The organism is Nostoc sp. MS1, assembly GCF_019976755.1.
Taxonomy (GTDB): domain Bacteria; phylum Cyanobacteriota; class Cyanobacteriia; order Cyanobacteriales; family Nostocaceae; genus Trichormus.
This window is the reverse complement of sequence record NZ_AP023441.1, coordinates 754,555-768,843: the sequence shown is the minus strand read 5'-3', so window position 1 is coordinate 768,843 and position 14,289 is coordinate 754,555. Positions and strand designations below refer to the sequence as shown.

At 40.9% G+C, this 14,289-nt stretch carries 12 protein-coding genes and 1 pseudogene; 5 read left to right on the top strand and 8 right to left on the bottom strand.

The window, feature by feature from the left end:
* Positions 1-12: 12 nt before the first annotated feature.
* Complete coding sequence (locus NSMS1_RS03295) at positions 13-1,161, top strand: AAA family ATPase (RefSeq protein WP_224090968.1); 1,149 nt, start codon at positions 13-15, stop codon at positions 1,159-1,161.
* Positions 1,158-1,766: a DUF4276 family protein gene (locus tag NSMS1_RS03290; protein WP_224095059.1), complete on the top strand. Its 609-nt coding sequence runs from the start codon at positions 1,158-1,160 to the stop codon at positions 1,764-1,766. Before NSMS1_RS03295 ends, NSMS1_RS03290 begins: the two co-directional genes overlap by 4 nt.
* Before the next feature lie 151 nt (positions 1,767-1,917).
* Here the strand turns inward: NSMS1_RS03290 and NSMS1_RS03285 are convergent, their stop codons facing one another.
* Positions 1,918-3,603: an NAD(P)H-quinone oxidoreductase subunit 4 gene (locus NSMS1_RS03285; protein WP_224095057.1), complete on the bottom strand. Its 1,686-nt coding sequence runs from the start codon at positions 3,601-3,603 to the stop codon at positions 1,918-1,920.
* 160 nt (positions 3,604-3,763) lie between these two features.
* On the opposite strand from NSMS1_RS03285, the pseudogene NSMS1_RS03280 reads away from it, so the two are divergent.
* A pseudogene (locus NSMS1_RS03280) lies at positions 3,764-4,030 on the top strand (response regulator); the annotation flags it as partial.
* Here the strand turns inward: NSMS1_RS03280 and NSMS1_RS03275 are convergent.
* The 3 genes from NSMS1_RS03275 to NSMS1_RS03265 form a co-directional block, all read right to left on the bottom strand.
* The gene (locus tag NSMS1_RS03275) at positions 4,027-6,597 is read right to left on the bottom strand and encodes a TonB-dependent siderophore receptor (RefSeq protein WP_224090966.1); all 2,571 of its coding nucleotides are present in this window, start codon (positions 6,595-6,597) and stop codon (positions 4,027-4,029) included. The pseudogene NSMS1_RS03280 and the gene NSMS1_RS03275 sit on opposite strands and share 4 nt — an antisense overlap.
* 83 nt (positions 6,598-6,680) lie before the next feature.
* Entirely contained in the window at positions 6,681-7,820 is a 1,140-nt protein-coding gene (locus NSMS1_RS03270) for a PepSY-associated TM helix domain-containing protein (RefSeq protein ID WP_224090965.1), read from the bottom strand.
* Positions 7,821-7,846: 26 nt separating this feature from the next.
* Positions 7,847-8,197 (bottom strand): AMIN domain-containing protein, encoded by a 351-nt coding sequence (locus NSMS1_RS03265; protein WP_224090964.1) that lies wholly within the window; start codon positions 8,195-8,197, stop codon positions 7,847-7,849.
* Positions 8,198-8,644: 447 nt separating this feature from the next.
* On the opposite strand from NSMS1_RS03265, the gene NSMS1_RS03260 reads away from it, so the two are divergent.
* Both NSMS1_RS03260 and NSMS1_RS03255 read left to right on the top strand, forming a co-directional pair.
* Positions 8,645-9,298, top strand: coding sequence for a MotA/TolQ/ExbB proton channel family protein (locus NSMS1_RS03260; RefSeq protein ID WP_224090963.1), 654 nt, complete (start codon positions 8,645-8,647; stop codon positions 9,296-9,298).
* Positions 9,282-9,686, top strand: coding sequence for an ExbD/TolR family protein (locus tag NSMS1_RS03255; protein ID WP_224090962.1), 405 nt, complete (start codon positions 9,282-9,284; stop codon positions 9,684-9,686). Before NSMS1_RS03260 ends, NSMS1_RS03255 begins: the two co-directional genes overlap by 17 nt.
* 272 nt (positions 9,687-9,958) lie before the next feature.
* On the opposite strand, the gene NSMS1_RS03250 is transcribed toward NSMS1_RS03255, so the two are convergent.
* The 4 genes from NSMS1_RS03250 to NSMS1_RS03235 form a co-directional block, all read right to left on the bottom strand.
* Entirely contained in the window at positions 9,959-10,477 is a 519-nt protein-coding gene (locus tag NSMS1_RS03250) for a hypothetical protein (protein WP_224090960.1), read from the bottom strand.
* A 223-nt stretch (positions 10,478-10,700) separates the two neighbouring features.
* Positions 10,701-12,248 carry an AAA family ATPase gene (locus NSMS1_RS03245; RefSeq protein ID WP_224090957.1) on the bottom strand — a complete coding sequence of 516 codons (1,548 nt, stop codon included), beginning with the start codon at positions 12,246-12,248 and terminating at the stop codon, positions 10,701-10,703.
* A 142-nt stretch (positions 12,249-12,390) separates the two neighbouring features.
* Positions 12,391-12,690 carry a 50S ribosomal protein L25 gene (rplY, locus tag NSMS1_RS03240; RefSeq protein WP_224090955.1) on the bottom strand — a complete coding sequence of 100 codons (300 nt, stop codon included), beginning with the start codon at positions 12,688-12,690 and terminating at the stop codon, positions 12,391-12,393.
* Between the two features lie 96 nt (positions 12,691-12,786).
* Complete coding sequence (locus tag NSMS1_RS03235) at positions 12,787-14,130, bottom strand: adenylosuccinate synthase (RefSeq protein ID WP_224090946.1); 1,344 nt, start codon at positions 14,128-14,130, stop codon at positions 12,787-12,789.
* Positions 14,131-14,289: the final 159 nt, after the last annotated feature.

Below are 14,289 nucleotides of genomic sequence, written 5' to 3'. Positions count from 1 at the left end.
GTGGTTAGATATATGGATAGATTTGAAAATATATCGATAAGCGGTTTCCGTCGCCTTCGGCAAGTCGAAATGGAAATGAGAAATCTGACTGTTATGATTGGTGCAAATGGTGCAGGAAAAACTTCTTTCTTGGATGTTCTTTCAACACTGGCTGCTTCAGCTAATGGTAAGTTACAACAGACTTTGCAGGATAAAGGTGGATTAAACGAAATTTTGACTAGAGGCAAAGCACAGTTACTCAAAATTTCAGTTTCAATGAGCGTACCAGAGAGAGAACCTCTCAAGTATAGTTTAACCCTATCTCCCAAAGGATTGTCCTATGACATTAGTGAAGAAACTTTAACACAGCAACGCAATCCATTTGCACAAGAGCCATTCAAATATATTGAATCTTATGGTTTAGATATTAAGTATTTTAGTCAAGAAGATAACAGGCTTTTAAGACCAAACTGGGAACATAATTATCTGGAAACATCACTTTCCCAAGTTCCTAAGATGTATCGTGAACCAGAAAACTTGAGAAAAAGCCTTGCTTCTTGTACTTATTATGGGTCACTAGATGTTTCAAATAAAAGTCCTATTCGTTTACCTCAAGCAATGCGTCCTGCAAAGCTTCCTGGTGCAAGTGGTGAGGATTTAGTTTCCTGTCTGTATGACCTTCGAGAAACTGATAGAGAGCGCTTTGAAATGCTTGAAGATGTTCTTTCTACAGCATTTCCAGATTTTAAGCGATTAAACTTTCCACCTGTTGCCGCAGGAACTATATCCATGACTTGGACAGATAGAAATTTTTCTCAGCCCATGTATCTGCATGAGTTATCAGAGGGAACACTGCGCTTTCTGTGGTTAGTTACTCTTTTACAAAGCCAAAGCTTAACAACAATCACGCTACTTGATGAACCAGAAGTCAGTTTACATCCTGAACTTCTGAGGCATTTAGTATATTTAATGAGAGAAGCTTCAAAACACACGCAGCTGATAGTAGCAACGCATTCAGATCGGTTGATTGGATTTCTTGAGCCACATGAGGTTTTAATTTGTGACCTTGAAGAAGGTGAAGCAAGGATGACTTGGGCGGATACGCTTGATTTGGATAAGTGGTTGGCAGATTACAGCCTTGATGAAGTTTGGAAAATGAATTTGATCGGTGGTCGTCCATGAAGATTGCTATTTTAGTTGAAGGGGCTACGGAGATAGCTTTTAGAGAAAAACTGCGTGAGTTTCTTCAAACTCGTCTAGGGCAAAGAATGCCAAGACTTAAATTTATTTCCCAAAATGGTAGGATTCCTAAAGAAGAAAAACTTAGGCGTGTAGTTGAAAATTTATTAACTGGTAAAGATGCTTATGATGCTGTAATTGCCCTAACAGATGTTTACACAGGAACTAATGATTTTCAAGATGCGGCTGATGCTAAAGCTAAAATGATCAATTGGGTAGGTAATAACCCTCAATTTTACGCACACACAGCATTACACGATTTTGAAGCATGGCTTCTTCCATACTGGAATACTATCCAATCCTTAGCAAAACATAATCGCTCTGCTCCAAGTGGTTCCCCGGAGACTGTGAATCATCAAAAACCTCCTTCTTACTGGATTAAGGAGATTTTTAAATTAGGAAGTCGCGAAGATTATAACAAACCTATTCATGGAAGAAAAATTTTGAAGGACAACAATCTGATGATTGCTATCCAGGCTTGTCCAGAATTAAAAGCTTTTGTGAATCAGATAATTTGTCTTTGTGATGAGAGTGAAAAAATTCCCTAATTTTTAATGTTAACCATCAAGTTTTTAGAGAGGACTAAAGTCCTCTCTACGAACTTTTTTGTGGGGATGGGTAATTGGTCAATGCAAAAAAAACGATCGCCTCACAAAGAAGCGATCGCCTAATTTTTGCTACGATTGAGAATTAATGACGTTACTTAACGATGCCGGAAACAGCCATTAATTCAGGCTCGGCGATTTTAGGAGCGAAGAAACTTTTCGCATAAATTTTGGAGTTACTTTGGGCGATTTGTGTATATGATTGCCGCACTTGATTATTCACCGCTACAGTTTTCACATCGTACATCTGAGTAGCAATCTTGGGATATACACCCACACCAATAATTAATACCAAGAAGCTGAGAGCAATGAATACTTCCCGTGGGCTAGCGTCTCTATATACAGCTTCTCCAGGTAAGAGACAGTCTGTACCAAAACAAGCTGTACCTTCATCCTCTAAATTTTCGTAAGCTTGATTGTTAATGTTGCAACTGAGTTCTGCACCAGTGCCGTAAAATACTTGTCGCAACATAGATAACAAATAGATTGGTGTGAGGATAACACCAACTGCGGCCAGGAACACCATCACAGTGCAGAATGTGGGACTGTAAACGTCGCTGGAGGTGACACCAATAAATACCTTCAGTTCGCTGACAAAGCCACTCATTCCAGGGAGTGCCAACGATGCCATTGCGCTGGCGGTAAACAAAGCGAACACTTTGGGCATAGCTTGACCGATACCACCCAAACTATCCATAGCCATTGTATGGGTGCGATCATAGGTAACACCAGCCAGGAAGAATAGTACAGCCGCAATCAAACCGTGAGAAAGCATTTGCAACATTGCCCCACTCACACCTACATCGGTAAAGGAAGCAATACCCAGCAATACAAATCCCATATGGGAAACGGAAGAGTAGGCGAGGCGGCGCTTCATGTGGGTTTGAGCAAAGGAGTTCAAAGCACCGTAAATAATATTGATAACACCTAAAGTTGCCAGGACTGGGGCGAAGTAAATATGTGCATCAGGCAACAAACCCATATTCAGGCGGATTAGACCATATCCACCCATTTTTAACAACACACCGGCCAAAATCATCGATACGGGGGCTGAAGCTTCACCGTGGGCATCAGGCAACCAAGTGTGTAGGGGGAAAATCGCTAGTTTTACGCCAAAGGCAATTAATAATCCCGCATAAAGTGGCAACTCTAACGCCAGAGGATAATTTTTTGCACCCAGTTCGACGATATCGAAGGTAGTGTTGTCGCCATACAAAGCCATTGCCAGCCCTGCAATTAAGATGAAAATAGAAGCTGCGGCTGTGTAGAGTAAGAATTTTGTTGCAGCATAGCGGCGTTTTTGACCGCCCCAAATTGAGACAAGCAGGTAAACCGGAACCAGTTCCAGTTCCCACATGATAAAGAAAAGTAACAAGTCTTGGGCTACAAACACCCCAATTTGGGCAGAATACAGCACCAACATTAAGAAATAAAATAGACGTGGTTTAAGATTAACTTGCCATGCAGCAAACATCGCAAGCGTCGTCACAAACCCAGCCAGCAACACGAGTGGCATGGAAATTCCATCAACTGAGACTGCCCAGCTAAAACCTAACTGAGGAACCCAATCATATTTCTCCACTAGTTGAAACGTTGCATTGCTGGCATCGTAATGCTGCCAAAAGGTGTAACACATCAATATAAAGTCCGCGATTCCTACACCAAGGGCGTACCATCGCACGAGCTTGCCTTCTTTGTCAGGCAGCAGGGGAATAAATCCAGCAGCAACGAGTGGTAGCAATATAATCGCGGTCAGCCAAGGAAATCCATCCGCTATCATGTTATTGAGCAAAAATACTTATTGGTGAATGAATATATTGTATTAAACTTTGTTAACTTTTTTTTATAAATATTTACCGCAGGTTTGCATTGAGTCTAAGTTATCCAATAGTAAAAAAGTAATGAGTATCATAGATAAGCTGTTGACGGTCAAAAAGAAGGCATTGACTAGTTTAATCAATCATCAGCCCGATGTACTCATTAGCGACATTGGGATGTCAGATATGGATGGTTATATGCTGATGCAAAAAGTGAGAGCCTTAGCACCAGAACAAGGAGGGCAGATTCAAGCGATCGCCCTTACTGCCTATGCGCGAGAAATCAACCAGAAACAAGCCCTAAAAGCAGGCTTTCAACAGCATATCTCCAAACCTGTAGACGCAGACATTTTAATTGCGGCGATCGCTAATCTTACCCGACACAACTAAAAATCAAAAGATACTGTTCCCAAAACAGTCAACGGCGCACCAGGAACTAAGTAGAACCGTTGCGACTCGTAGTATTCCGTATCAAATAGATTTTTGATGTTAATTGCTGCACGCCAGTTATCTCGGCGATAGAAGATACTAGCATCGGTGCGGATATAGGAAGGAATTTTGAGGGAATTTGGCAGGGTTGCTTCGCGCTCATCAACGTAAACTAATCCCAGCCCAAATCCTAAGCCTTGTAAACTCCCTTTTTGGAACTCGTAGGTTGTCCACAAACTAGCGCTATTGTAGGGTACAGCTTGTAGGCGATCGTTAACTAAATCTTGATCCCGATCCTTACTAACATAGGCATCTATATAAGCATAGGTAGCAATCACTTTCCATCCAGGGATAATTTCACCTGCAACATCTAACTCAATACCACGGCTTTTTTGTTCACCAGTCTGAATTTGAAAATCAACATCATTAGGGTCAGTTACCAAAACATTCTGTTTTGTAATATCAAAATATGCCAAAGTTGCAGAAAGACGTTTGTTGAACAATTCTTGTTTAATTCCCACCTCAAATTGTTCTGCCGTCTCTGGTTTAAATTGTTCACCTGTACGACTGCGCCCAAAAAATTGTGGATTAAACGAATTTGTCCAACTTGCATAAATTGAAGTAGTATCACTGGGTTGGTAAACAATGCCAACACGCGGAGAAAATTCTGAATCTGATGTTTTTAAATCAAAACTATTAGCGGACAAATCTTGATAAGTAGAATCTACCCAATCAAAACGACCACCCGCTAACAGTTTGATATTTGGTGTCAGCGTAATTAAATCCTGAAAATAAACAGCCACATTATCGCCACCATAACCTTCAAAAAAATCTGGTGTTAAATCTCCTCTTTGAGCGCCATAAACTGGATTGATGATATTTAGTGGAGCAATAGAAGCACGAAAGAACTCGTAAGAGAAATCGTAACTAGCTAGTTCTAAACCAACTAAAAAGTTGTGGCTAATAGAACCAGTATTAAACTTACCGCTAATTTCATTTTGCCAAGAGATGTTTTCTTGGTCTTCGTTAACCTTGCGATACCTACGTCGAAATGTTTGACCATCTGGTTCTAAGCCTGTATCTTGTATCGTTTGCGTCACCCCATTGACACTGATCAGGCTAAAACCTTGGCGAAATTTCCAGTCATCACTAAATTGATGTTCAAAATTGTAAGTGAATGATGAAGACCTTAATTCTGAACGTGGTAAATCTGGTTCAACAAGAGAACGGCTGATAGGAACATCAAAAGAGATTCTGTTAGGAGGTAAACCGCGATCAAAAATGTATTGATAGTTTTGGTACTCGTATTCAAATGTGATATTGGTTCGCTCGCTAATATTCACACTGATTACAGGAGAAATAAAAACACTTTCATTCTCATTAAAGTCTCTAAAACTACCAGCATTTTCGTAAGCTGCATTTAACCGATAAAGTACAGATTTATCCTCTGTCAGAGGCCCAGTTAGATCAAGAGTAGGGCGGTAAAAATCGTAACTACCGATAGTCATACCTGCCCGATAAAAAGGCTCTGGCAAGGGTTTTTTGGTAATAGTATTGACGACACCGCCAGGATTGTTAGCACTACCATACAATACTGATGCAGGGCCTTTGAGAAACTCTACTCGCTCCACATTGGCAACATCACGAGGGCTGAGGAAACCAAAATCTCTAAAACCATTACGCAGAGTTTCAAAACCTGATTCAAAACCACGGATAAAGTAGCCTTGAGAAGAAAGACCACCATATCCTGATTGCAACTGCACACCACTAACGTTATTGGCTAACTCATTTAACCTTACTACCTGACGGTCTTCGATAACTTGTCTAGGTATGACTTGTACAGATGCGGGAATATCACGCAATGGCGCATCAATTTTAGTCGCGGTTGATGATTCTTCTACACGATAGTTATCTTGTTCTCCTGTGACGACCAATTCAATAGGTTTTTGATTTTCAGCCGTTGGTTCCTTGGGTATAGTTTCAGTTGTGGGTTGTTCTGGTGTAGCTTGAGTTTGCTGTTGTGGTTTGGTGGTAGATGCAACATTTGTAAAGCCAATAATTAAACCTTCATCGCTGTCAAATAATTCTACAGTTGGTGCAGTTGCTATACCTACAAGTGTAACGCGAATTGTGTTTGCATCCTGATTGAATACAGTTATTTCTGCTATTCCTGGCGCTGGTTTTTCTTGACGGAAACTATCACCTTGCAACTGTGCATTAGCAATATTGGCAATATAACTATTACCTTCAGTATTGCTATTAATTTGTAGTTTTTTGCCCTCTTTAGTTTCGAGAATTATTTCAAAGCCTGTAGTAGTTGAATTTATCTTGACTCCGGTAATTTGAATAACTACTGCTGGAGTTGGTGTTTGTGCTAGTAAATGTGTGGTATTTACACGAAGTTGACGAAGTGAAGATTGTTTGAGTTCTTTAGCGGATACTGATGGTGTATTCAGTACCACTAATAAACTAGCAACTGATAATAAATGAATACAAAATACAGAATTTGTAAATTTTCTCTTATTCATGGTTAATGCCTTTTTGGGTAACTTCACACTCACACGAAAATCAAATACTATTTGCTGTTTAGCTGTTTAAATGAAGAAAACTTTTAATATCGTTGCAAGGCTTTCGATGTATCTATAGAGTTGTTTGCCTTAACACGATGGCGATACCACCACATCACGAAACCAGTCACGAACAGAATTAAGGGTGCAAGCCCAACAAATACATAGAGGATGCGGCTATAAATTCCCCAATATGTACCAAAGTGGAGGGGAGTAAACCAGATGAGAATGCGATCGCCTAAGCCTACTTTACGACTATCAACAACTCTCAAAACCTCACCGGTGTATTGATCTAAGGTAATTTCACTTTCACCGTAATAAGAGGTTTCATGAGCTTGTCGTTTCCCAACTCTAATAATCCCCTCTAGTTTACTTGGCAAACCTATATAAATTGTCTGAGCGTTGGGTATGGCTGCATCTGCATTTGCAAGCACCTTTGATAAAGCCACAGGACTTTTACCAGGAACAGGTTTAGATATTAATTCTGGTGGTTGAGGGGTGAAAGTAGTTGCATAGATAAATGGCACAGAGAAATCATAAAAGTTCCAAGCAAAGCCAGTAATTCCTGTCAAACTAAAAAATACCGCAACAACAATCCCAGTTACTTTATGAATGTCAAAATTGACTCGTTTAGGATGAGCTTTCCATTTGATTTTGAAACCAGAAATCAGCCTTCTCCAACCAGGCCAAAGAATGATGCCTGTCACACTCAACAAGAATAAAAACAGTCCAGTCAAACCGACAATGATTTGCCCTAGTTTCCCTGCGAACAACTCATAATGCAGATGTAGAGCCAAACGCAGAATATTGGCATCTTGATGAATCACACCCATCACCTCATTTTTGTAGGGATGGATAAACATCTGAGTGAGCTTATCATTTTTATCCCAAAGTCTGCCGTGATAAGGAGAAGTGGCATTTTGAGGCATGATTATCGAGCCTATTTTCATGCCGGGTTGTTTAGTAATTTCCTTATTGATAGTTGTCACAACCTCGTCAATGGACACAGGTTGTCCTTGGGGAACTATATGACCATATTTCTGTGCGACTAAAAAGTCTTCTATTTCTGGTTCAAAAACTAGCAAACTACCAGTCAACCCAATCACAACCAATATCAAACCGACAACCAAACCCATATATCGGTGGATATAGAATGTAGCATCACGAAGTTGTTTCTTGTTCATAGCTAATTCTCCTACCTGAAACTAAATCAGACGTTGACAGAAACTGAACCTATGACAGTGATACGGATAGTGTTGGCATCTTGATTAGTAATTGCGATCGCACTGATTCCTGGAATTGGGTTTTCTTGGCGAAATACACTACCAGATGAGAGACGCAGTTGTGCATTGGGAATATCAGCGATGTATGTGTTACCTTCGGTTTTGCCATTTATTTGCAACAACTCCGGTTTTGAGGTTTGCAAAAATAACTCAATGCCAGAAGCTGTATTTTGTAGCCTGACTTGCGTTACTGGGATTTCTTGAGCCTTTATGGACTGTGCTGTTAATAGCATGACGGTGTTAGTAATTAATATCACTTGATAAAAATAATTCCTCATAAATTTCTATGACTTGTCCGTGCTTTATCTCTCAAATGGTGATTTTTTCAGATTTGTTATTGTCAATAGTGTGATTGGATTTAACAGCTAAAAACTAAAGATTATCAATTAATTTTGAAAAAAATTTCCAACTTAGATGAAGTGCGAAGCCTTGAATACTTGAGTGTTCACAGAATCTAAGCTTGTGCTAGAGAATGCTAGAAATTTATTGCTAGCTATTCTCACTATTACAATAATCTTAAAATGCCAATAAGCATAAAAAGTATGCAGGTAGCTGTTTAAAGTACTCTGGAGATAAGCATTGCTGCGACTTGTGATTGAATTGATGATAATTACAATACCATTAAGTTGATAGAAATTATCGTTATATTTGATCTTCTCTTGACAAAGAGTATCAATTTGCTAGAGGATTCTGCTAATCTGGTTTTTGATTAATGATGAGGCGTTATGGGACTACAAAATCTGTTTGCAGCAGGCGGCGTGGTAATGTGGCCGTTGTTGGGCTTTTCTGTGTTGGCGATCGCACTGATTGCGGAACGAGTTAAGTTTTGGCTGAAAGTTAGCAACCGTCAACAGCGTGTGGTTAGAGAAGTTTTGAATCTGTATCGACTAGAGAATGTAGTTGGAGCCATTGAGAAACTCAAGAAGAATATAGACTTACCACTAGCACGGATATTTTTGTCAGCGTTAGAACTAGAAGAACCTACACCAGAAGAATTTCGACTAGCACTAGAAAGCGAAGCCCAAGCAGAAATACCTCTACTCAAACGCTTTCAAAATATTTTCGATACAATTATCGGTTTAGCACCCCTACTCGGTTTGCTGGGTACAGTATTAGGTTTAATTAATTCCTTTGCTTCCTTAGATATTGGTGATGTGGGTGGTACAAAGACAGCAGGTGTAACAGCCGGGATTAGTGAGGCGCTAGTATCTACAGCAGCAGGATTGATAGTAGCTATCTTTACACTTTTCTTCGCTAATACCTTTCGTGGACTTTACTCCCGGCAAATGGCACTATTTCAAGAGTATGGTGGTCAATTAGAATTGCTTTATCGCCGACGCTACGAGAGAGGAGAAAGAACCTATGCGCCTACAAGATGAACCAGATATTCCCGCACAGATTAACATTGTGCCGATGATTGATGTGATTTTTGCGATATTGACATTTTTTATCATGTCAACATTGTTCTTAACTCGCTCAGAAGGTTTACCAGTCAATTTACCCAAAGCTGCAACAGCAAAACAACAGCAAGTACCCGCAAAAATTACTATCACTGTAGACCAACAAGGAGCAGTAAGTTTAAATCGTCAACCAATTCTCATAGATTCTCTGGCTCAACAGTTGCGTAATTTGGTTGGTGTGAACCAAGAAGCCTTAGTAATTATTAATGCTGATGAAAAAGTGGCACACGGTAAAGTAGTGGCAGTGATGGATCAGGTGCGTCAAGTACCGGGAGCAAAATTAGCGATCGCTACTCAAAAACAATAAATATAATTTGTCATCTAGAGGCGCAAGCTGTGCGCCCCTACAACACCCCATCCGCTTACACACACAATTTATATCAAGTTCGGCTAATTACCCATAACATGGTTGTTTTGTTGGGTTATTGGTTCTATTACAAAGTTCTGAGCGGAGGTTTCCTCTGTTCAGACTTTGCGCAATAGCTAAGAGGTAATTGTTTTAAACCATCACCAATCCCCAATCCCCAATTACCAATTACCAATTCTCAAGATATGATCAGTATTTAAGCGAACTTGATATTATTCACCATTATTGTTGCGATTATTACCGAAAAATGGGATGCTGAAACCTCCAGGCCTGCGACGATAGCGTCGGACTGATATTCTTTGTCGCCTAGTGGTTCTGTCACTAGGTTCATCACTGTCGGCTTCTTGGTTAGCATCAGCAGGTAACTGCGTTCTAGTTTCTTCCTTACTTCTCCACCAAGCAATAATCCAGCCTCCACCGATAGCACCTATACCACCTAGTAAGATACTCATGGGTGCAGAATATCCCATCATTGAAAACCCAAGTAATAAAAATAACCAATATTTTAAACCAGCATCAATACCATCCGAAGAAGCAACTACGGGTGCTTGGGGGCTATTCTTACTAGAATTAGTAAACCAGCCTAAAGCGAAACCACCCATGATTCCCAGAAAAATGCTTAAGGATACTGGCGAACCTGTGGAGATTAAAATAAATATTAAAAATGCTCCGAATATAAGTTGAGAAATAAATTCGGGAGTGAAGTTAAATAGGTTGTTGTTTTTAGCCATAAATGAACTAAAGGGGTAGGAGTAATACTAATTCGTAATTCGTAATGGGCTAACGCCCCGCTCCGCTAACGTAATTAAGAAACTCAGGTTTAGCAAGACTTTTCTGAGAGTTATCTGTTGCGTTGTTTGGGAGAAGTGATAGAAAATTTTTGTCCTACAGTTCTCCCCGTAAATGCACTCTCGGTAAATTACGAATTACGAACTACGAATTACGAACTACGAATTACGAATTACGAATTACCTGTTCCAATTGTGTCTGTGGTGGTTGAGTCGTGTCCCAAGTTTTCACGTAGGATAGTTCTACACCAGTAAAGGGTTCAGTTTGCTTGAGTTGGGAAGTTAATAAATCAACTGTAGCATCAGCAATATCGCCAGTACGCTTAGTAAGCCTTTCTTCCACAACATCTAAGGGTGCGGTGCAGTAAACTATTTGCAGAGGCAGTTGATATTCTTTGGCTTGGGCGATCGCCTCCTCACGTGAACTTTGCTTATCATATTTAGCATCCAAAATTACTGTATAGCCTTGTTTAGCTAGTATAATCCCCAAGTTCAATAACCGCGCATAGGTCTTTTGGGTCATTTCTGGCGTATATAAATCATCACCGCCACGTTCTGATAAAGAAATGCCCCCCAAATGCTTACGGACTGCATCTGAGCGAATCTGAATTGCGTTGAGTTGACGGGCTAAATATTTTGCCGTCGTACTTTTCCCAGAACCAGATAACCCCGACATTAAAATAAGTTTTCCTTGTTTGGGTTTGGTGTATTCCCATGCCAGCTTGTAATATATGGAGGCTGTTTTGCTTGCTTCCTCCTTTACATTCGCTGGCACACCAGGATCATCTAATAAAAATGAAGTCACCTTAGCCCGGACGTAGGATTGACGAATTAGGTAAATAGGCAGAATTTCTAAGCCTTCCCAGTCGCCAGTCTGTTCTAGATATGTATTCAAATAAGCATTACTCAAGTCTGGACGTTGCTGTGCTTCCAAATCCATCACAGCATAAGCGACATCGAACATGGTATCCACAAACCGGAAAGGCTCGTTAAATTCAATACAATCAAACAGGAGAATTTTATCGCCCCATAGACAGATATTTCTCAGATGTAAGTCTCCATGACATTCCCGAATATAGTTATTCTGCATTCGGCGCTGGAATAATTCTTGTCTCTCGGCAAAAAATTTCTCTGTATATGCTTTAGTTTCGTCAAATTGTAACTGCGTCTGAGGGCCACCAATATATTTCTCGGTTTGCTCGTGATTTTCATCAAACGCCTCTCTAACTTGAGGTACTTCACCAAAACTACGAATATAATCGTTAGTCTCAGTTTTAGCATGGTACTGAGCAACTATCTTGCCTAATTCTTCTAGGTGGGACTCGGTTAGCTTACCTTGGGCAAAAAGTTCACTGAATAAACCTTCTTGGGGAAACTGGCGCATTTTTACCACATACTCGACAGCCTCACCCGTTCCGCCTAATATGTATTGGTCATCCGACAAGGTGATGGGTAAAACTTCTAAATATAGTTCGGCTGCACCGCGTTTATTTAGGCGCAGTTCTTCCTCACAAAAATGTTTGCGTTTTTCTAAGGTGGAAAAATCTAAGAAGCCAAAATTTACTGGCTTTTTCAGTTTATAAGCATATTCCCCGGTGATGAGGACGTAGGAAACGTGAGTTTGGATTAGTTGAATTGGTTGTGTTACTTCATGGGGGTAGAATCCAGGTTGTAACATCTGCTGGATGAAGGCTGGAAGATTTGTTTCTGTCATGGGAATTTTTAAGTTTGTAGTAAGTTCGTAGTAAGGGCTTTAGTCCTGATGATGCAGAGAGGACTAAAGTCCTCACTACAAAACAAAAAACCAGGGTTTAAGCCCTGGTTCATCAGCAATTATCACAAATTTTGTACTTGCTTTAGCCTTTGGCAGTGGCAAGAAAGCTGATGTGATATGGTGTACCCTTGGCTGGATGCACCTGAACTTCTTGTAGAACTGTTTTACCAGTCCACTGTAGTTCGGGGATGTTGAGTTCAATTTCGGTTTTTCTCACAGCAGCAGATTTAAGTAATCTTTCAACTACTTTGGCATCAACTACCAAAGAAATTGATTCTCTACCGTTGTGTCCGTAAAGGTTAGCGGGGATGAGTCCAGAGCGGCGCAAAGCGTTTGGTTTGCTGCCTTCTGGGCGTTTTTTTGTTTCGACTGTCAAAGGCATAGTTTTAGTTGTCAGTTGTTTTTAGTCATTAGTCAATAGTCATTAGTCAATAGTCATTAGTCACAAAACTCTGGACTCTGGACTCTGGACTTTTGACTAGGCACTTAGTAAGGAAGCTGGTGTGCCGTCGGGGTGCAATAAAGCGCGTTTTGGCCCGTGAATGGGGTCTTCAACGATGATGGTTTGATCGCGGCTTGCGCCTAATGAGACGATCGCGATCGGAACTTCCATCAACTCTGCTAGGAATTTGAGATAGTCTAGTGCTTGCTGAGGCAAGTCTTCCAGGGTGCGGCAATGGCTTGTTGGCACTTGCCAGCCTGGAACGGTTTTGTAGATGGGACGACATCTAGCAAATTGACGGGCGCTAGTGGGAAAATGATCGCAGCGTACACCGTCGATTTCATAAGCTACACAAACTTGGATTTCCTCTAATTCGTCCAGGACATCTAGTTTGGTGATAGCCATACAGTCCATGCCGTTGATTCTCACAGCATAGCGACCGATAACTGCATCAAACCAACCGCAGCGCCGTTTACGTCCGGTGGTAGTGCCAAATTCCGCACCGCGATCGCAAAGTAATTCGCCTATTTCCCCATCTAATTCTGTGGGGAATGGCCCTTCACCAACTCGCGTTGTGTAGGCTTTTGACACTCCAATTACCCTATCTATCATTGTCGGGCCTAGCCCTGTACCTACGCAAGCCCCCCCAGCTACCGGGTTGGAGGAGGTGACATAGGGATAAGTCCCATGATCCAAGTCTAGGAGTGTACCTTGTGCGCCTTCAAATAATATGTTGCGCCGCCGTTGAATGGCATCGTATATTTTTAACGATGTATCAACAACATGAGGACGTAAGCGTTCTGCATACCCTAGATATTCTTTGATTACCTCTTCAGGATCTAGGGGTGGCAGATTGTACAGCTTTTCTAAAATGACATTCTTATAATTGATTGTCCATTCCAACTGGTCGCGCAGCGCTGCCGAGTCCATCAAGTCTAAAACCCTAATCCCTGTACGCTCAGATTTATCGGCGTAGGTAGGGCCAATCCCTCGACCAGTGGTTCCAATTTTATGGCTGCCGCGCCGCTCCTCTGATGCCTTGTCAATTAGCCGATGATATGGCATAGTGACATGGGCTGTCTCAGAAATGAGCAGATTTTTAGTAGAAATATTTAAACTTTCTAATTGGTCGAGTTCTTTTATCAAAACTTGTGGATCGATGACTGTACCACAGCCGATCATACATTCCGTTTCGGGGTACAAAATTCCAGAGGGAATCAAGTGCAGTTTAAAGGTCTGACCTTTGACTACAATTGTGTGTCCAGCATTGACACCCCCCTGATAGCGTACTACCACATCTGCGGAGCGGCTGAGTAAGTCAGTTATTTTACCTTTTCCTTCATCGCCCCATTGAGCGCCTATTACAATGACGTTAGCCAAGTGTTTATTTTATTGAGGTAAAGTTTCCACAAAGAACCATTATCAACATAATTGGCGACGAATGTCAAGAGTTTGCTGACAGTTGATAACAGTTTCCTAATACACAACAGTTAATAGGGCTAATACTATTACAGATGTAAGTTAGGCAAAAAACTTTGC